Annotated in this window: 18 protein-coding genes; 4 read left to right on the forward strand and 14 right to left on the reverse strand. The window is 74.0% G+C overall.

What is annotated here, in order from left to right; all coding sequences use genetic code 11:
* Positions 1–49: 49 nt before the first annotated feature.
* The 4 genes from lgt to ACQP2P_RS25975 are packed head-to-tail and all read right to left on the reverse strand — an operon-like array spanning position 50 to position 3,528.
* Positions 50–928, reverse strand: coding sequence for a prolipoprotein diacylglyceryl transferase (gene lgt, locus ACQP2P_RS25960; RefSeq protein ID WP_433604920.1), 879 nt, complete (start codon positions 926–928; stop codon positions 50–52).
* A gap of 60 nt (positions 929–988) precedes the next feature.
* Entirely contained in the window at positions 989–1,519 is a 531-nt protein-coding gene (locus ACQP2P_RS25965) for a GAF domain-containing protein (protein ID WP_433604922.1), read from the reverse strand.
* A 57-nt stretch (positions 1,520–1,576) separates the two neighbouring features.
* Positions 1,577–1,912, reverse strand: a complete 336-nt coding sequence (locus ACQP2P_RS25970; RefSeq protein WP_433604924.1) for a hypothetical protein — start codon at positions 1,910–1,912, stop codon at positions 1,577–1,579.
* Positions 1,913–1,926: 14 nt separating this feature from the next.
* Entirely contained in the window at positions 1,927–3,528 is a 1,602-nt protein-coding gene (locus ACQP2P_RS25975) for a methyl-accepting chemotaxis protein (RefSeq protein ID WP_433604926.1), read from the reverse strand.
* A gap of 265 nt (positions 3,529–3,793) precedes the next feature.
* On the opposite strand from ACQP2P_RS25975, the gene ACQP2P_RS25980 reads away from it, so the two are divergent.
* A complete protein-coding gene (locus tag ACQP2P_RS25980) occupies positions 3,794–4,573 on the forward strand; it encodes a hypothetical protein (protein WP_433604928.1) in 780 nt (259 codons plus the stop codon).
* Between the two features lie 103 nt (positions 4,574–4,676).
* Here the strand turns inward: ACQP2P_RS25980 and ACQP2P_RS25985 are convergent, their stop codons facing one another.
* Entirely contained in the window at positions 4,677–5,615 is a 939-nt protein-coding gene (locus ACQP2P_RS25985; protein ID WP_433604930.1) for a dipeptidase, read from the reverse strand.
* A complete protein-coding gene (locus ACQP2P_RS25990) occupies positions 5,615–6,412 on the reverse strand; it encodes a mechanosensitive ion channel domain-containing protein (RefSeq protein ID WP_433604932.1) in 798 nt (265 codons plus the stop codon). Before ACQP2P_RS25990 ends, ACQP2P_RS25985 begins: the two co-directional genes overlap by 1 nt.
* A gap of 213 nt (positions 6,413–6,625) precedes the next feature.
* On the opposite strand from ACQP2P_RS25990, the gene ACQP2P_RS25995 reads away from it, so the two are divergent.
* Positions 6,626–6,811, forward strand: a complete 186-nt coding sequence (locus ACQP2P_RS25995; RefSeq protein WP_433604934.1) for a DUF3073 domain-containing protein — start codon at positions 6,626–6,628, stop codon at positions 6,809–6,811.
* A gap of 68 nt (positions 6,812–6,879) precedes the next feature.
* Here the strand turns inward: ACQP2P_RS25995 and gsmA are convergent, their stop codons facing one another.
* From gsmA to ACQP2P_RS26010, 3 genes are all read right to left on the reverse strand, one after another.
* Positions 6,880–7,539 carry a sporangiospore maturation cell wall hydrolase GsmA gene (gene gsmA, locus ACQP2P_RS26000; protein ID WP_433604936.1) on the reverse strand — a complete coding sequence of 220 codons (660 nt, stop codon included), beginning with the start codon at positions 7,537–7,539 and terminating at the stop codon, positions 6,880–6,882.
* A 170-nt stretch (positions 7,540–7,709) separates the two neighbouring features.
* Positions 7,710–9,092 (reverse strand): MFS transporter, encoded by a 1,383-nt coding sequence (locus ACQP2P_RS26005; protein ID WP_433604938.1) that lies wholly within the window; start codon positions 9,090–9,092, stop codon positions 7,710–7,712.
* Entirely contained in the window at positions 9,085–9,528 is a 444-nt protein-coding gene (locus tag ACQP2P_RS26010; protein WP_433604940.1) for a MarR family winged helix-turn-helix transcriptional regulator, read from the reverse strand. The genes ACQP2P_RS26005 and ACQP2P_RS26010 overlap by 8 nt, the downstream gene beginning before the upstream one ends.
* Positions 9,529–9,682: 154 nt before the next feature.
* Here ACQP2P_RS26010 and ACQP2P_RS26015 point away from each other — a divergent pair, with 154 nt between their 5' ends.
* Positions 9,683–10,291, forward strand: a complete 609-nt coding sequence (locus ACQP2P_RS26015; protein ID WP_433604942.1) for a dihydrofolate reductase family protein — start codon at positions 9,683–9,685, stop codon at positions 10,289–10,291.
* A gap of 133 nt (positions 10,292–10,424) precedes the next feature.
* Here the strand turns inward: ACQP2P_RS26015 and ACQP2P_RS26020 are convergent, their stop codons facing one another.
* Entirely contained in the window at positions 10,425–11,192 is a 768-nt protein-coding gene (locus tag ACQP2P_RS26020) for a helix-turn-helix transcriptional regulator (RefSeq protein ID WP_433604944.1), read from the reverse strand.
* Positions 11,193–11,293: 101 nt separating this feature from the next.
* Here ACQP2P_RS26020 and ACQP2P_RS26025 point away from each other — a divergent pair, with 101 nt between their 5' ends.
* Positions 11,294–12,199 (forward strand): SDR family NAD(P)-dependent oxidoreductase, encoded by a 906-nt coding sequence (locus tag ACQP2P_RS26025; RefSeq protein ID WP_433604946.1) that lies wholly within the window; start codon positions 11,294–11,296, stop codon positions 12,197–12,199.
* Positions 12,200–12,226: 27 nt separating this feature from the next.
* Here ACQP2P_RS26025 and ACQP2P_RS26030 read toward each other — a convergent pair whose 3' ends face one another.
* The 4 genes from ACQP2P_RS26030 to ACQP2P_RS26045 are packed head-to-tail and all read right to left on the reverse strand — an operon-like array spanning position 12,227 to position 17,097.
* The gene (locus ACQP2P_RS26030) at positions 12,227–14,638 is read right to left on the reverse strand and encodes a GcvT family protein (RefSeq protein ID WP_433604948.1); all 2,412 of its coding nucleotides are present in this window, start codon (positions 14,636–14,638) and stop codon (positions 12,227–12,229) included.
* 39 nt (positions 14,639–14,677) lie between these two features.
* A complete protein-coding gene (locus tag ACQP2P_RS26035) occupies positions 14,678–15,451 on the reverse strand; it encodes a GntR family transcriptional regulator (protein ID WP_433604950.1) in 774 nt (257 codons plus the stop codon).
* Positions 15,452–15,472: 21 nt separating this feature from the next.
* Positions 15,473–15,994 carry a pyridoxamine 5'-phosphate oxidase family protein gene (locus ACQP2P_RS26040; protein ID WP_433604952.1) on the reverse strand — a complete coding sequence of 174 codons (522 nt, stop codon included), beginning with the start codon at positions 15,992–15,994 and terminating at the stop codon, positions 15,473–15,475.
* A complete protein-coding gene (locus ACQP2P_RS26045) occupies positions 15,991–17,097 on the reverse strand; it encodes a serine hydrolase domain-containing protein (protein WP_433604954.1) in 1,107 nt (368 codons plus the stop codon). Before ACQP2P_RS26045 ends, ACQP2P_RS26040 begins: the two co-directional genes overlap by 4 nt.
* Between the last annotated feature and the right edge of the window lie 8 nt (positions 17,098–17,105).

Consider the following 17,105-nt stretch of genomic DNA (forward strand, 5'->3'; position numbering starts at 1 on the left):
CGCGAACGCGACGAGGGCCAGCGGGCGGAGGCGCAGGCCCGGTTCGTGATCACTCCTCCCGGTGCGGGCCTCCCGAATCCGCTGAGGGCCTTCCGGCCGGGACGAGGTCGGCCTCCGGCCCGTGCCGGGGGCGGGTGTGCCACAGCACGACGACGGCGGCGATGCAGACGATCGCGCTCGTGAAGGTGTTCAGGCGCAGGCCCAGGACGTGGTTCACGGTGTCGACGCGGAGCATCTCGACCCACCCCCGGCCCACCGTGTACGCGGCCACGCACAGGGCGAAGACGCGGCCGTTCGTGAGGTGGAAGCGGCGCTCGGCCCAGAGCACGAGCGCGGCGACGCCGAGGCACCACAGCGCCTCGTACAGGAACGTCGGGTGGTACAGGGCGATGTCCCGGGTCGCGGCCGGGCGGTGCGCGGGGTCGATGCGCAGTGCCCACGGCAGGTTGGTCGGCCGCCCGTAGAGCTCCTGGTTGAAGTAGTTCCCGAGCCGGCCGATCGCCTCGGCGAGGGCCACCCCGGGCGCGGCGGCGTCGGCGAACGACGCCAGCGAGATCCCGAGGCGCCGGCAGCCGATCCAGGCGCCGAGGGCGCCGAGCGCGATGGCGCCCCAGATGCCGAGGCCGCCGTCCCAGATGTAGAGCGCGCGGATGGGGCTGCGGCCCTCGGCGAAGTACAGCTCCGGGTCCGTGATGACGTGGTAGATCCGCCCGCCGGCGATGCCGAACGGAACCGCCCAGATGGCGACGTCCACGACGTCGTCGCGGCGGCCGCCGGAGGCTACCCAGCGCCGCTGGGTCAGCCAGACGGCGACGATGATCCCGGCGATGATGCACAGCGCGTAGGCGCGGATCGGCACCGGGCCGAGGTGCCACACGCCCCGGGACGGGCTGGGGATGGCGGCGAGCAGCAGTGGCTGGAGCTCCATCGGACTACTCTTGCACGGCGGTGGGCAGACCCGGCGGCGGTGGGCCGCCGGCCGGGCGGGTCAGGTCCGCGCGAGCTCGTAGTCGCGGATCGCCGCCACCGCCTGCTCGCCGGCCGCGGCCAGCTCGGCCAGGTCGGCGTCGGTGAACGCGTGCGGCTCCCCGCCCATGACGCAGTGGGCGCCGAGCATGTGGCCCGACGGCAGCCACAGCGGAACCCCCGCGTACGAGCGGATCAGGCCCGCCCGCACGATCGGGTTCGCGCCGTGGATCGGGTGCCGCGCGAGGTCGTCGGCGACGAACGGCACGTCGTCGAGGACCACCTGCGGGCAGAACGCGAACTCGTTCGGCCCGCCGCCGGTGGCGACCACCAGGTGCTCGCCTTCCGAGGCGCCGAGCGTCGCCGTGGCGGCCAGCGTGGCGGTCGCGGTGTCCAGCACGGCCTGCACGGCGGCGATGGGCATCCCCAGGCGCTCGGCGCTGTGCCGGCAGATGGCCTGCAGACGCTCACCCAGGCCGGGATTGAAGAGGTCGTACGCGGCCAGCGCGCGCATCCGCTCCAGGTTGGCGATCTTCTTGCTGTGCCGGTCCATCCGCGTTCCCCCGTTCCGCAGTGCCTACTCGCTCGGTCAAGCCTTCCTCACCGACGGTTACCCGGGCCCTCCGCCCGGAACCGCGACCGGCGCGTCGAGATCGCGCTCGCGCTCACGGATCAGGTCGTGCACGGCCGAGAGCCGCACGAACGTCGCCGCGCGGATGGCCAGGCTGCGCCCGCACAGCGCGGTGACGGGGTCGGCGGCGAGCATCGCCGCGATGACCCGCTCCAGCGCCGCCGGAGTCGTCTCCCGGCCGGTGAGCTGAGCCCCGCGCAACAGGTCGCTCCACAGCTGCTCGGTGCCCGCGCCGTAGAGGCGGTGCAGGGACTCGCGGGCCTCGGCGAGGTCGGGGCGCGACATCTCGTACGGCCCCGTGTTCACATCGGTCACAGCTGCCTCGCCTCTCAGTAGGTGAACTTGGCGACCATGCCGTTGAGGCGCACCGCCAATCCGGCCAGGTCCTCGGCGGCGCGCTGACTGTGCCGCGCCGAGCCCGAGGTCGCCGCGGTCACCTCGGCCACCCCGGAGAAGTTCGCCTGCACCTCGCCGGCGCCGCGGGCCGCGTCGTTGATCGAGCGGGTCATCTCGTTCGTGGTCGCCGACTGCTCCTCGACCGCGGCCGCGATCGTGTGGCTGAACTCGGTGAGCTGGCCGATCACGTCCTCGATGCGCTGCATCGCCGCGCTCGCCCCGTCGCTGCCGGCCTGGATCGCGCCGATGCGCTTCGTGATGTCCTCGGTGGCCCGGGCGGTCTCCTGGGCCAGGTCCTTGACCTCGCTCGCCACGACGGCGAAGCCCTTGCCCGCGTCGCCGGCGCGGGCCGCCTCGATGGTGGCGTTGAGCGCGAGCAGGTTGGTCTGCTCGGCGATCGAGGTGATGAGCCGGACGACCTCGCCGATCTGCGTGCTGGCCTGGCCGAGCGTGGTCAGCTGCTCGGTGGTGCCCCGGGCGATCTCCAGCGACTGGTTGGCGACGTCCGCGGCCCGCGAGGAGGTGGTGGCGATCTCCTGGATCGACACGGTCATCTGCTCGGCGCCGGCTGCGACCGACTGCACGTTGGTGTTCACCTCGTCGGCGGCCTGCGCGGCCGCGGTCGCCTTGCCGGAGGCCTCGGTCGCGCCGAGGTGCAGATCGCCGCTGACCTTCGACAGCTCCGCCGCGGCCGAGGTCAGGGTGGCGGCGGTGCCGGCCAGATCCCGCACGGTCGCGCGGACCGAGGCCATCGCGGTGTCGAGGTCCTGCCCCATCCGCCCGAACTCGTCGTTGCTGGACAGGTTCGTGGTCACGGTCAGGTTCCCGGCGGCGAGGGCCGCGATCGTGTCCCGCACCCGGTTCACGCGCCGGCTGGTCTGCCGCGTGATCGTGACGCCGGCGACCGTCATGCCGACGAGCAGGACGAGCACGCCGACCACGATCGAGGTCTTCGTGCGGCGCTCGGCGGCGCTCGCCGCGGCGGCGCGCACCGACAGCAGGCTCGACTCCTCACCGGTCATCGCCGTGGTGATGGTGCGGATCTGGTCCATCACGGTCTTGCCCGCGTTGGTGAGCACGACCTTCTGCGCCGCGTCGAAGCCGGAGGCCCGCCGCAGGTCGATGGTCTCCTTGAGCTCGTTGAGCTTGCCGGTCACGAGCGGGGCGAGCTGGTCGAGGCGCTGCTGCTGGCGGGGGTTGTCGGCGGTGAGCGTGCGCAGGGCCTGCTGCTCGGCCGTGAGGTCCTGCAGCGCCTGGGTGTAGGGCGCCAGGTAGGAGTCCTCGCCGGTGATGAGGAAGCCGCGCTGCCCGGTCTCGGCGTCCTTGAGGCTGGAGTTCAGCGCCTCGAGCCGGCCCAGCACCTCGAAGGTGTGCCGCACCTTGGCGGTGTTCTCGACGAGGGAGTCGACGGAGACGTACGCCACCGTGCACACGGCCCCGAACACCACCGCGATGCCGGCGAAGATGACACCCAGCTTGCGCCCGATCGTCGCCCGCGGCGGGCGCGCCGCGACCGTGGTCGACATGCTCGTCATCGCTCGCCGCTCCTCGCGCGTCACCCGGCAATGAGGTCGTACGTCCCATCGGCGCCGCCATCCGATCGGCTGAGGAAAATCACACAAAAGCCGCCCGCCCGGCCCCATTGCGCCCGGCGGCTGCGCGTCGCGGGCGGCCGCGGGTCCGGCGGCCGTCGCGGTCCCGCGGCGGGCGGCGAACCGGCGCAACGTGTGGCAGCCGTTGCGGACTTGGGCTATCGTCGCGGCCGTTGATTCGGCTGTTTCGATCCACGGGGGATGTCACATGCCACGTCGCTCGCCGCTGCTCGCCGCCCTCATCCTGGCCGGCGCCGCCCTCGCCACCTCGGGCTGCCTGGGCCTGCCGGAGTCCGATACCGAGCCGGTGCGCCCGGCCGCCGGGCCCTCCGCCAGCCGCTCGCCCCTGCCGCCGCCGGCCAAGGACGACGTCGTCGCGCTGCTGACGAAGCTGATGGGGGCGCAGTACACGTACCACGTCGAGAGCAACCTGCCCGACGAGGCCACCGGCAAGGTGAACGCGAGCGGCGGCTACGACCACGCGGGCCAGGTGTTCGAGGAGGACGTCACGATCAGCGGCACCGGCAACAGCGACGGTCACCTGCACCGCATCGTGTTCGGCCACGACCTCTACAGCCGGGACAAGGACTCGGAGCGGTGGGTCCACCTGGACCTGTCGAGGCTCAAGAGCCAGACGCTGTACGGCGTGAACATGGACGACCCCACCGGCCTGGCCACATTCGCGAAGACCGTCGTCTCGGCGACGGCGACCGGCCCGCACGCGTACAAGGGCCTCTTCGCCCCGACCGGCGACCAGTTCCTGCCGATCGGGCGCCCGAGCGTCATCGCCTTCTACACCAAGAACGCGCCGTTCACGCTGGAGACCGACGACCGGGGCAACGTGACCTCCATCCACATCGAGATGGAGCTGACGGACAAGCCCACGTTCGTCGCGACGACCACGTTCGCCGGCCACGGCCAGGCGCTCGCCGCCAAGCGACCGGCCAAGAACAGGACCGCCGAGGCCGACAGCCTCTACTACGGCTGACGCCGCGCGCACCGCGACCCCGGCGCCGGTGCCGGCGCCGTGGATGGGCCGCGCCGGCGGGCCCAGGGCAGCACCTTCTGCCGCTCGCCGCGGATCCCGTGGCCTAGCGCCAGCTGAGCGCCGCCACGCGCCGGAAGTTGCCGCCCAGGATCCCGGCGACCGCCTCCGCCGGATACCCCCGCTCCAGCAGCGCCGCCTCGACGCCGAGCAGCCCCTCCGGCGGCATGAACCTGATCGGGCCCCAGCGGGTGTAGCACTCCGGGAACAGCGACGGGTTCGCGACCATCTCCGCGTTCAGGTCCGCGTGGTCGAAGGAGTAGTCGGTCGCGAGCCCCACGTGCTCGGGGCCGACGAGTGCCACGGCGTAGTCGATGTGCCGGACCAGCGCCTCCATCGAGGGGTCGTTCGGGCCGAGGAAGATCCCGACGCCCGCGATGCCCACGACGCCGCCGGTCGCCGCGCACGCGCGGGCCTGCTCGTCGGTGATGTTGCGCGGATGGTCCCAGAGCGCGCGCATGCACGAGTGGCTGTACACCACCGGCAGCGCCGAGACCTCGCACAGGTCGAGGCCGGTCCGGACGCTGCAGTGCGAGCCGTCGGGGACCATGCCGACGGCGTTCATCTCCCGGACCAGGTCCCGGCCGTAGGCGCTCAGCCCGTCGTCGGTCGCGTCGAGGCACCCGCAGCCGGCCGCGTTGCGCTCGTTGTACGTGGGCAGCAGCGTGCGGACGCCGAGGTCGTAGTACTGCCGCACCCGACTCAGATCGCCCTCCAGCGGCCCGGAGTCCTCGAGGTCGAACGCGACCGAGACCCCGTCGGAGCCGATGTCGCCGACCCCCGACACGAGCCGCAGCCGGTCGTCGGCCGCGATCCGCCGCCGCCAGTCGTCCAGGATCGCGAACACCAGCTCCGCGCTGTGCGGCGCGTACCCGACGTTCACGGACACGAAGCTGCCGCCCGGCCGCGCGTAGCGGGCAAGTTCGCCGACGTCCGCCCCGACCGTCAGCGGCAGGCAGCAGTGCTGCTCCCACAACACGGTCATCAGGTCCCCGGAGGCTTGCGCTCGTCGGCGCCGCCGGACTCCGCCCCGGCGACGACGGTGGCGAGCGCGGCGCCGTCCAGGGCGGGCTCGGAGACGCCGGCGGGCGGCTCGTCCTCGTCCTCGTCAGCGGCCGGGGCCGGGCCGACCGCCGAGGCCAGCAGCGCCGAGTTCGGGATGTTGAGCGGGCCGTCCTTGGTCTCCAGGACCGTGTAGAGCAACCCCGCCGACACGATCATGCCCTGGTGCGGCCCGTTGAGCGCGCCGGACATGACCCGCACCTGCTGGCCCGGCACGTACGGGCGGGCGAAGAGCAGCACCAGCCCCGCGAACAGGTTCCCGAGGATCGGCTGGGCCGCGAGCCCGACGACGATGCCGGTGATCGCGCCGCCGACGAGCACCTGCCGCAGCTGCACCCCGAGCAGGTCGCACACCGCCAGGACGGCGATGAGGTAGCCGGCGAGCAGGACGAACAGGCGCAGCGGCGTGCCGGCGGCGTTCCCGGCGCGGGCGACGGCGACGCGCTGCACCTCGCGGGCGGCGGTACGGCTGGCGGCCACCCCGAAGATCGCCGTCAGCAGCGCGCACCCGTAGGCGATCAGCCGTACCCGCAGCTCGGCGGCGTGCACGCCGCCGATGTCATGCCCGGTGACGAGGAAGGCGAGCGCGAGCGCCCCGAACACGATCGTCCTGCGGAAGTCGGGCCGCACCTTGATCTCGATCGCGCGCAGCCCGGCGAAGGCCCCCGGCGCGTGGTGTACCGCCCCGTTCTCGCCCCGCCGGCGTCCCAGCCAGCCCATCGCCCGTCCTTTCACCCGGTTGATCACCATCGGCGACCCTACCGCGCCCCGGCGGCGCCCCGGCCGCCCGGGCGGACCTCCGCACACACCGCGAAAGACGTCCGGGCGACCGGCATGTGGGCAGGGCGGCCCGAGCGGGTCGCCTGGTTGCGAGCGGCGCGCTATTGTTGCGGGCACGAATGGACTTCGAGACTTGTGCACATGGGGGCAGCCATGGGACGCGGACGGGCCAAGGCCAAGCAGACGAAGATCGCGCGCGAGCTGAAATACTTCAGCATGCCGACCGACTTCGCGGCGCTGGAGCACGAGTTGAGCGGTGAGCCGCACTCCGCCGCACAGCCGGCGGAGGACTCCGGCGAGTGGTCCGACGAAGACGACCTCGCGGGCCGGCGTCAGTAGATCCCTCACCCCGCGGTGACGCTCGCGGTGAAGCCTGGCCACCACGTCGGTAGCCAGGCTTCGGCAGGTCAGGCCGCGAGATCGTACTGGTAGAGGTCGTACTTCGCCATCACCCCGGTCAGCTTGACCGTGTACTGCGGGTCGGTCGCGTAGCCGGCCTTGTGCATCTCGGCCACGAAGCGGTTCGGGTCGTTCTTGAACTGGAACGCGACGGCGTAGCGGCTCAGCGACGCGAGCGTAGCGCCGTGGTCACGGAACGAGTCGGCGGCGCTGCCGTACTTGCGGAACGACGCCGTGGTCGGGAAGCACTGCCCGGCCGTGGTGCACTCGCTCGTGTTGTGGCTCACGCAGCCGATCGCGTACGAACCCTGGCCGTTGCACTTCATGCCGAAGAAGTTCTTGTCCACAGTGGACAGGGCGCTCTTGCCCCAGCCGGACTCGAGGATGGCCTGGGCCAGGGTCACCGACGACGGCACGCCGTGCTCGCGCTGGCTCTGCTGCGCGCCCGGCACCGACGCGGCGATGAACTCCTCCTGGCCCATGGCGCCGTTCGGCTCCGGCAGGATCACCGGCGGCGAGCCCGGCTGGCGGCAGTCGCCGCTGCGCGAGCGGCACGAGAACATCGGGCCGTCGGCGGGCGCGGCCGCGGCGACGCCGGCCCCCACGGCCAGCGAGACGAACGTCGCCGCGAGGGCGGTGGCGAGCGTACGCCGGATTCCGGGGAACATGGGCGACTCCTGTCGGCCGGTCGGTGTGTGGACTCACCAACCGTCGGACAGGCGCGGCGCACCGCAGTTCGCGCGACGGTGCGATGCGGTTGCCGCGAGTCGGGCCGGTTACCCGATGGCGCCGGCGCGTCACGTCGGGCGACAGTGGCGCCTGTGACGGGCGGCTGCCGCTACGCCGCCGTCACCCGGCGCAGGCTCCGGTCGAACACCGTGACGATCAGGAACAGCACCGCCGCGCCCAGCATGATCCAGGCCAGGTGGTGCATGCCGCCGGTGCTCGCGTGCCGGCCGAACGACGCGGCGGTGGCGGCCGAGGCGACCATCGAGCCGAGGTAGCCGAACGTGCGCAGCAGCCCCGCCGACGAGCCGATCCGCTCCGGGGCGGCCTGGAAGTAGACGGCGTTCTGCAGGCCCAGGCTGTTGGCGCCCTGCGGGACGCCGAAGAGCACCGAGACGGCGACGAGCATCCACAGCGGGCTCGCCGCGGTGAGGGCGAGCATCAGCGCGCAGGCGGCGACCTGGCCGGCCCCGCCGAGCAGCAGCTTCGACCGCACGCCCGGGCGCCGTCCGATGGTGACCGAGAAGCCGATGCCGACGAGGAACATCGGGATCTGCACCAGGCCGGCGCCGAGCGGGGAGAGCCCGTAGCCCTCCTCCGTCCACTGGGTGAAGCCGTAGAGGAAGGCGTAGGACACGACGTAGGCCACGAGCGACCGGCCGTAGGTGGCGACCAGGGGCAGGTTGCCGCCGAGCACCCGAAGGTCGATGAACGGGGTCCGCGCGCGCAGCTCCCGCACCGTGAACGCGGCGCCGAGGGCGACGGTGAGCACCGGGAGGTACCAGGCCGCGGGGTGCGGGTCCATGAGGAACAGCAGCAGCGCGACGAGCATGGCCGCGAACAGGCCCATCCCGGCCAGGTCGATCCGGGCGGCGGGCGAGGCTCGGTCGGCGCCGGGCGCCTCGCGGCCGGTGCCGCGCTCCTTCGGCAGCCGCAGCGCGCCGAGGGTCACCGCGAGGACCGACAGCGGGATGTTGACCGCGAACGTGGCCCGCCAGCCGCCCAGGCCGATGAGCAGGCCGCCGAGCAGCGGGCCGATCACGGCGATGGTCTGGTTGGCCACGGCGAGGGCGGCGAGCACGCCCGCCGGGCTGTCCCGGCCGGTGCGCTCGGCCTCGCGGCGCAGCAGGGCCATCGCCGCGGGGTAGCCGGCGCAGGTGCCGAAGCCGAGCACGACCCGCGCGGCGACGAGCACGCCGAAGTCCGGGGCCAGGGTGCCGGCGATGCCCGCGACGCCGACGAGGCCGGTGCTGACGAGGAACAGGCGGCGGGGGCCGTAGAGGTCGATGAGCCGGCCAACGATCGGCTGGCCGAGCGCGGTGGCCAGGTAGAGGGCCGAGACGAGCCAGGCGGTCCGCGACGGCGGGGCCCCGAACGCGGCGCCGATCGGGATGAGCGCCACGGCGATGATGGTCGAGTTGATCGGATTGAGGATCGAGCCGAGCATCATCAGCGGGACGAGCCGGCGGTCGAGCCCGCTGCCCGGCTCACGCATCGGCGAGCCGCTCCAGCACGGCCATGGCCGCGATGACGGTCCGGCGCTCCTGCTCGGTGCAGCGGCGCTCGAACTCCGCGGCCAGCCACTCGCCGCGGGCCTGCCGGCCGGCCTCGGCCCGCTGCCGGCCCGCGGGGGTGAGCGCGATGAGCTGGCGGCGCCCGTCGCCGGGGTCGGGCCGCCGCTCGACCAGGCCGAGGTCGGCCAGCGCCGCGACCTGGGCCGCCATCGACTGGTGCCGCATGCCCTCGGCGGCGGCGAGGTCGCTGTTCGCGAGGCCGTCACGGTCCAGGAGCCGGGCGAGGACCGTGGCCTGGGTGAGACTGATGTCGCCGGTGTCGCCCGCGGCCCGGATGCGGCGCCGCAGCCGCCCGACGACCGCCCGCACGGCCCGCGAGGCCTCCAGGGCGGATGGCGAGGGATGATCGTCGGCCATATCCGCAGTCTACCTGCGCAGTTCACCTGTGCAACTCATCCACCCCCGGCCCCGAGTTGCCGCCCGGAAAACAGCCGCGCGAGCATGTCGAGGATCGGCCAACGGCTCCGACCACACGGTGAACCGGCACTCAGCAAGGAGAGGAACCACGCGGATGAGCAAGGTCTTCACGAGCATCGCGGCGTCGCTGGACGGCTACGTCGCCGGGCTCAACCAGACCCTCGAGCACCCGATGGGCGACGACGTCATCGGGGGCCCGCAGAGCGTGCTGCACACGTGGATGTTCGAGGCGCGCGAGGAGAACGCGGCGGAGCTCGCCGAGATCACCGACGCGGGCGCCTTCATCATGGGCCGCAACATGTTCGGGCCGGGCCGGGGTGCGTGGGACCTCGCCTGGCGCGGCTGGTGGGGCGAGGAGCCGCCGTACCACGCCCCCGTCTACGTCCTCACCCACCACCCGCGCGAGTCGCTGGAGATGGACGGCGGCACCACGTTCCACTTCGTCACCGACGGGATCGAGTCGGCGCTGGAGCGGGCCCGCAAGGTCGCCGGCGAGCGGGACATCTCCGTCGCCGGCGGGGCCTCGACCGTCAACCAGTTCCTGGCCGCGGGCCTGCTGGACGAGCTGCGGCTGCACGTGGCGCCGGTGCTGCTCGGCCGGGGCGAGCGGCTCTTCGAGGGCATCGGCCGGATCGGGCTCACCCAGGTGTCGGCCCGGCAGACGTCGCTGGTGACGCACCTGCGGTACACCGTCGAGCACTGAAGTCGTTCGGCGTCGAGCCCGTGTCGGCGGTGTCCGTCAGCACCGGGCCGGGGCGTCAGTCCACGAGGGACTGGGTGCCGAGGACGATCGCGAGCGCGAGGCGCTCGGCGTCCTCGGTGCCGGGCTCGGCGGTTTAGACGGTGATCCGCAGGTCGTCCTGGGCGACGATGAGCGTGTCGCAGTCCAGCGTGACCCGGCCCACCGCCGGGTGCTCGACGACCTTGCGCCTGGAGGGGTCCGGCGGCGGGGGCGGCGCCTCGGCGTTCCACAGCTCGCCGAAGCGCGGGCAGGCGTCGGCGAGCTCGCCGACGAGCCGGCGCAGGGAGCGGTCGGCCGGGTAGCGCGATGCGGTCAGCCGCAGGTCCGCGACGAGCCGGGCCTCGTGCTCGGCCTGCTCCCGCGGCGTGTGCACGACCCGGTTGCGCGGGCCGGCGAGGTTGCGCCAGACGGCGTTGCGCTCCAGGCCGCGCCACGTCGTCGTCTCCCCCATCAGCGCGTCGTAGGCCGCGTTGGCCAGCACGAGCGTCCAGGTGGCGTCGTAGACGACAACCGGCGTGTGCGAGAGCCGGTCGAGCAGCCGCTGCACGCTGGCCGTGACGCGCGACGGCACCACGTCCAGCCCGGGGGTGGCGTGGCCGGCGAGACGGTACAACAGATCCCGCTCTGGGTCGCCGAGCCGCAGGGCCCGCGCGAGGGCCTCGACGACCTGGGCCGAGGGCGCGGTCGCCCGGCCCTGCTCCAGCCGCGTCAGGTAGTCGGCCGAGATCCCGGCGAGCGCGGCCAGCTCCTCGCGGCGCAGCCCGGCCGCGCGCCGGCGCCGGCCCACGGGCACGCCGACGGCCTCGGGCGTCACCCGGTCCCGGCAGCGGCGCACCATCGCGCCGAACTCCCACGACTGCATGGGTCCAGTCTGCGCGCGGACGCCTCCGCTGTCCTGGCCCTGGCAGTCCTACGACAACGCGACGGCTGGCTGACGCCCCGCCGGGGCCGCACCGTCGGGGCATGACCACCACGCTGATCACCGGACCGACGCGGGGCCTCGGCCGGGCCGCGACCCTTGCCCTGGCCGCCAAGGGCTCCGATCTCATCCTGCTGGGCCGCGGCGGTACGGCCCTGTCGCGGGTCGCCCGCGAGGCGCGCGCGCTCGGCGTCACCGTGCACGAGGTCGGCGTCGACCTGGCCCGCCTCGCCGACGTGCGGGCCGCCGCCGCGACGGTGCGCGGGCTGCTGGACTCCGGCGCGGCCGGCCCGCTGCGCGCCCTGGTCGCCAACGCCGGGGCCATGTCGGCCGACACCCGCACCGCGTCCGCCGACGGCTACGAGCTCACGTTCGCCGTGAACTACCTCGCGCACGCGCAGCTCATCGGCGACCTGCTCGGCTCGCTCACCGAGCCCGCGCGGATCGTGCTGCTCGGCTCGAACACGTACCACCAGAACTTCTGGCGCCGGCTGCTGGGCGTGGCCCCGGCGAGCTGGGCCGACCCCGTCGACATCGCCCGCCCGGCGACCGGCGGGCAGAACCCGGGGATGCGGGCGAGCGGCACCGCGTACTCCAACGCCAAGCTGGCCCTGCTGTACTACGCCCACGAGCTGCAACGCCAGGCCGGCCCCGGCATCGCGGTGTCCGTGTACGAGCCCGGCTGGATGCCCGGCACCGCCCTGAGCCGCGACGCGCCCGCGGCGTTCCAGGCCGTCGGCCGCGCCCTCGGCCGCCTGCCCGGCGTCGCCACCCCGCGGCGCTCGGGTCCGCAGCTCGCGTCGATCGCGCTCGACGAGCGCTGGTCGCACCTGCGCGACGGCGCGTTCGTGGTGCGCGGCAAGGTGACCGAGGTGCGGCCGATCGCGCACGACCGGGACCGGGAGCGGCGGCTGTGGGCCGCGACGGCGGAGCTCCTCGCCCGCGCGTAGGCGGCCGGATCGCCGGCCGCGCCCTGCTCACCGCTTGACGCGCTCCCCCGCGGGGTCGAACGGCGGGCGCCGGTGCACGGCGACCGGCACGAGGGTGCCGCCGACGTTGACCTGCCAGGCGCCGCCGTCGCCGGGCCGCACGTAGGCGAGGGCGACGCACGCGCCCAGGGTCTCGCCCCACGCCGCGGACGTCACCTGCCCCGCCGGCTCGCCGTCGCACAGGACCAGCTCGCCGCCCCACATCATCACGTCCGGGTCGCCGGCGACGAGCGACACCAGGCGCTGCCGCGGGCCGTCCGCCCGGGCGCGCTCGACGGCCTCGCGGCCGAGGAACGGGATGTCCGAGCCGAGCTTGCACGCGAACAGCAGGCCGGCCTCGACGGGGTTCGTGTCCGGGCGCAGGTCGGAGCCCCAGGCGCGGTAGCCCTTCTCCAGCCGCAGCGAGTTGATCGTGTAGTAGCCGGCCTGGGTGGCGCCGGCCCCCACCAGCTGCTCGTAGACGCCGGCGGCGAACTCCGACGGGACGTACAGCTCCCAGCCCAGCTCCCCGACGTAGGTGATCCGGGTCGCGCGCACGGTGGCGTGGCCGAGGTCGATCTCGCGGCTGGTCGCGAACGGGAACGCGGCGCCGGAGAGGTCGGCCCGGGTCAGCGCCTGCAGCAGGGCGCGCGAGTCCGGCCCCATCACGCCGTAGACGGCGTAGGCGGAGGTGACGTCGGCGACGGTGACGTGCCGGTCGCCGATGTGCCGGCGGAGCCAGTCGCGGTCGCGCTGCACCGAGGCGGAGCTGGTGACGAGCAGGTACTCGTCGCGGGCCAGCCGGGTGACGGTGACGTCGGACTCGTAGCCGCCGCGGGCGTTGAGCATCCCGGTGTAGACGGCGCGGCCGGTCGGCACCGCGACGTCGGCGGTGCACAGCCACTGCAGCAGGTCCTCGGCGTCGCGCCCGGCGATGAGCAGCTTGCCGAACGAGGTCTGGTCGAACACGGCCACCGACTCGCGGGTCGCCCGCTGCTCGGCGGCCGACCAGTCCAGCCAGTTCGGCTTGCCCCAGGTGTACTCCACCTCGGCGCCCGCGTCCGCGGGCGCGAACACGTTCACCCGTTCCCAGCCCATCTTCGAGCCGAAGACGGCGCCCGCGGCCGCCTGCAGGTGGTAGGCGGGCGAGCGGCGGAACGGCCGGGCCGAGGTCAGCTCCCGGTTGGGCCACGGCACCTCGTAGTGCAGGCCCAGGACCTCCGCCACCCGGTCGTGCAGCCACTGGTTGTTGCCGTGGAACGGCGCGAACCGGCGGATGTCCACACTGGACAGGTCGCTGGTCGGCCCCCCGCTGACGATCCACTCCGCCAGCGCGCGCCCGGCCCCGCCGGCCGAGGCGATGCCGACGGAGTTGAACCCGGCCCCGACGAAGAAGTTCCTGACCTCCGGCGCCTCGCCGAGGATGAACTGGTTGTCGGGCGTGAACGACTCGGGACCGTTGTAGAACTTCTTGATGCCGGTGTCCAGCAGCGCCGGGATGCGCCGCTGGGCGTTGTCCATGAGGATGGCGAAGTGCTCCCAGTCCTCGTCGAGGAGCTGGAACTCGAAGGGGTACGGCAACCGGTCGGGCGCGACCCAGGGCTTGGCCTCGGGCTCGAACCCGCCGACGACGAGCCCGCCCACCTCCTCCTTGCAGTAGGTGTACCCGTCGGGGTCGCGCAGGATCGGCAGCATCCGGTGCACGCCCTCGATCGCCTCGGTGACGACGTAGAAGTGCTCGGCCGAGTGCAGCGGCACGTTGACCCCGGCGAGCGCGCCGACGGCCTTGGCCCACTGCCCGGCGCAGTTGACGACGACCTCGGCCTCGATGTCGCCGGCGTCGGTGCGCACACCGGTGACGACGCCGTCGCGCACGTCGACGCCGATCACGCGCACGCCCTGCGCGATGGTCGCGCCGCGGTCGCGGGCGCCCTTCGCGAGGGAGTTCGTGACGTCGGTGGGGTTGGCGGTGCCGTCGCCCGGCAGCCAGATCGCGCCCACCAGGTCCTCGGTGGCGAGGATCGGGTAGAGCTCCTTCGCCCGATCCGGGCTGATCAGCTCGCACTCGAGGTCGTAGGCGGCCGCCGACGCCGCGGTGCGCTGCAGCTGCACCATCCGGTCGGGGGTGCGGGCGACGGTGACGCCGCCGCAGCGCTTGAAGCCGGTGCCGAGCCCGGTCTCCTGCTCCAGCTCGCTGTAGAGCCGGGCGGAGTACTGCACCAGCCGCGTCCCGCTCTCCGTTGCGCGCAGCTGCCCGACGAGCCCGGCCGCGTGCCAGGTCGTGCCGCTGGAGAGCCGCCCCTGCTCGACGAGCACCAGGTCGGTCCAGCCGAGCTTGGTCAGGTGGTAGGCGACGCTGGCCCCGATGACGCCACCGCCGATCACGACGACGCGGGCGCGGGACGGCAGGGCGCTGCTCATGCCCGCGACGCTAGCAGCGCTACCCCGGCCTGAAAAGGTCTAGACATTAACGCGGAGCGAAATGCGGACCCGGTCGGGGCGGAACAGGTCGGTGGCGTGTTCGACGGCCAGCCCGGCCGCGGTGTGCACGGTCCGCTCGATGCGCATGAGCGGGCTCTGCGCGGCCACCCCGAGCAGCCGGGCCTCCTGCGGCCCGGCGACGACCGGCTCCAGCGACTCGCGCGCGGTGTGCGGGTGCTGCCCGTAGCGGCGGCGCAGCAGCTCGTAGAGCGAGCCGGTCAGTCGCTGCTCCAGCAGGTCGGGAAACGGCGGCACCGGGAAGTAGGAGCGCTCGAGCGCGAGCGGCACGCGCCGGGCCGTTCGGACCCGCACGATCTCGTGCACCGGGGCGTTCGGCCGGACCCCGAGCGCGGCGGCGACGGCGGCACCGGCCGGCACGGTCGCGGCCGAGACCATCCGCGCCCCGGCGCGCACGTTGGCGCGGCGCATCTGCTCGGTGAAGCCGGCGAGCCCGGTGAGGTCGCACTCGATGCGCGGCTCGCTGACGAACGTGCCCCCGGACCGCCCGGCCTTGCGCACGACCGTTCCGAGCGCCTCGAGCGAGGCCAGCGCCTGCCGCAGCGTCATCCGGCTGACCCCGAGCCGCGCCGCGAGGTCCTCCTCCCGCGGCAGCCGGTCCCCGGGCACGAGCTGCCCGCGCCCGATGACGCCGGCGAGCCACCGCTCGATCTGGGCGTGCACCGGCGGGCCGCCCCGGGCCGCCCAGCGGGGCACGGCGGCCAGCCAGTCAGCTCCCGGCTCGGCGGCGGTCACGACACGTACAGTAGCCGGGGTTCAGGTCCACCGGTAGCGGGTCTCGGAGGCCTCGGGGCCGGCGGCGAAGGCGAACGCCTTGTCCGGCCGGACCCGGTAGAGCCGCACGGTCCCGGCCCGCACGGCGTCGGCCAGATGGTGCCAGGTCCCGTCCTCGCGGGTGATCTGCCAGCCGTAGGCCTCCTCGAACGCGGTCGCCACAGCCTCGCGGGCGTCCTCGTCGGTGACCGGGCTCGCGGTGCCCTCGATGACGTAGTCCACGCCGGTCAGGGTCCCGGTGCCGGCGCTCAGCACGCAGTGCCGGTTGATGGCGAGGTTGCGGGCCTTCTGCTCGTCCTCGCCGGTGGTGAACCACATCGCGCCGGACGCCCAGATCGCCAGCAACGGCGTCACGTGGGGCCGCCCGTCGGGGCGCACGGTGCACAGCTGGAACTTCTGGATCCGCCGCAGCGCCCACTCCGTCGCCTCCCACGGCGCCGGGGCGGCGCCGGCGGAGGAGTACGGGCCGAGGCTGGTCCGCGGCGGTGCCGGGTCGCCGGTCATGGTCGCTCCTCGTCTCGGGCGAGATGGTCGGCCAGGATCGCGGTGACCGACAGGGCGGTGTCGAAGTCCGGGCGGAGCCGGGTCTTCGTCAGCGCGAAGGCTACGCCCCGCGCGGGGTCCGCGTAGGCATAACTGCCGCCGCCGCCCGGCCAGCCGAAGGCCGCCGAGCGCTCCTCGGCCGGGGCGCCGGCCCGGCCGAGCGGGAAGCCGAGCGCCATCCGCGCCGGCGTGCCGAACACCCGGTCGGTCCCCTCGAACGCGAGCGCGGACAGCTGCGCCAGTTGCGCGGGGTCCACGAGCCGGGCCCGCAGCAGCGCGTCGAACATGGCGGCCAGACCATGCGCGGTCGCGGAACCGACCGACGGGATGTCCGCGCGCAGGATCTCGTCGTCGTTGCCGAGCTCGGCGCCGGGCCGGCGCTCCCACGGCGCGAGGATCGCATCGTCATCCGCCGGGCCGCCGGGCCGGTCCCGCGCCGGCTGCTCCAGGCGCGCGAAGCCCGGCAGCGCCTCCGCGGGAGCGCCGAAGTACAGCTGCCCGTCGATGCCGAGCGGCGCCGTGACCCACTCGCGCAGCAGCTCGCGCATGGGCCGCCCGGTCGCGCGGCGGGCCAGTTCGCCGACGAGGAAGCCGAAGGTGTAGGCGTGGTAGCCGACTGCGGTGCCCGGCGGCCAGCGCGGCTCGGCGCCGGCCAGCGCGGCACACACCCTGGACCGGTCGGGCAGGTCGGCCGGGGTGATCTCGCGCGGCATCGCCGGAAGACCGGCCGTGTGGGTCAGCACGTGCCGCAGGGTCGTCGCGGCCTTGCCGTGCTCGCCGAACTCGGGCCAGAGGTCCGCGACCCGGGTGTCGTAGCCGAGGTACCCGCGCGCGACGAGCGCGTGCGCGATCGTGGTCGCCATGTTCTTGCCGGTGGAGAAGCTGAAGACGGGTGTGCCGGAGGTGAGGGCCCGCCCGGCGGCCGGGTCGGCCGAGCCGGCCACCGCGTCGACGACGAGCGCGCCGTCGCGGTAGACGGCGACCTGCACGCCGGTCTCCGCGCCGGTGCCGACCAGCGAATCGATGTGCCGCTGCACCCGTTGCTGGATCTCACCACTCGGCACGACCCCTC

The sequence above is a fragment of the Dactylosporangium sp. CA-139114 genome (assembly GCF_050955725.1).
Taxonomy (GTDB): domain Bacteria; phylum Actinomycetota; class Actinomycetes; order Mycobacteriales; family Micromonosporaceae; genus Dactylosporangium.

Coding starts and splice junctions, on each gene's coding strand:
- lgt (WP_433604920.1), bottom strand. CDS start 928: ATGGAGCTCCAGCCACTGCTGCTCGCCGCCATCCCCAGCCCGTCCCGG.
- ACQP2P_RS25965 (WP_433604922.1), bottom strand. CDS start 1,519: ATGGACCGGCACAGCAAGAAGATCGCCAACCTGGAGCGGATGCGCGCG.
- ACQP2P_RS25975 (WP_433604926.1), bottom strand. CDS start 3,528: ATGACGAGCATGTCGACCACGGTCGCGGCGCGCCCGCCGCGGGCGACG.
- ACQP2P_RS25980 (WP_433604928.1), top strand. CDS start 3,794: ATGCCACGTCGCTCGCCGCTGCTCGCCGCCCTCATCCTGGCCGGCGCC.
- ACQP2P_RS25985 (WP_433604930.1), bottom strand. CDS start 5,615: ATGACCGTGTTGTGGGAGCAGCACTGCTGCCTGCCGCTGACGGTCGGG.
- ACQP2P_RS25990 (WP_433604932.1), bottom strand. CDS start 6,412: ATGGGCTGGCTGGGACGCCGGCGGGGCGAGAACGGGGCGGTACACCAC.
- ACQP2P_RS25995 (WP_433604934.1), top strand. CDS start 6,626: ATGGGACGCGGACGGGCCAAGGCCAAGCAGACGAAGATCGCGCGCGAG.
- gsmA (WP_433604936.1), bottom strand. CDS start 7,539: ATGTTCCCCGGAATCCGGCGTACGCTCGCCACCGCCCTCGCGGCGACG.
- ACQP2P_RS26005 (WP_433604938.1), bottom strand. CDS start 9,092: ATGCGTGAGCCGGGCAGCGGGCTCGACCGCCGGCTCGTCCCGCTGATG.
- ACQP2P_RS26010 (WP_433604940.1), bottom strand. CDS start 9,528: ATGGCCGACGATCATCCCTCGCCATCCGCCCTGGAGGCCTCGCGGGCC.
- ACQP2P_RS26015 (WP_433604942.1), top strand. CDS start 9,683: ATGAGCAAGGTCTTCACGAGCATCGCGGCGTCGCTGGACGGCTACGTC.
- ACQP2P_RS26020 (WP_433604944.1), bottom strand. CDS start 11,192: ATGCAGTCGTGGGAGTTCGGCGCGATGGTGCGCCGCTGCCGGGACCGG.
- ACQP2P_RS26025 (WP_433604946.1), top strand. CDS start 11,294: ATGACCACCACGCTGATCACCGGACCGACGCGGGGCCTCGGCCGGGCC.
- ACQP2P_RS26030 (WP_433604948.1), bottom strand. CDS start 14,638: ATGAGCAGCGCCCTGCCGTCCCGCGCCCGCGTCGTCGTGATCGGCGGT.
- ACQP2P_RS26040 (WP_433604952.1), bottom strand. CDS start 15,994: ATGACCGGCGACCCGGCACCGCCGCGGACCAGCCTCGGCCCGTACTCC.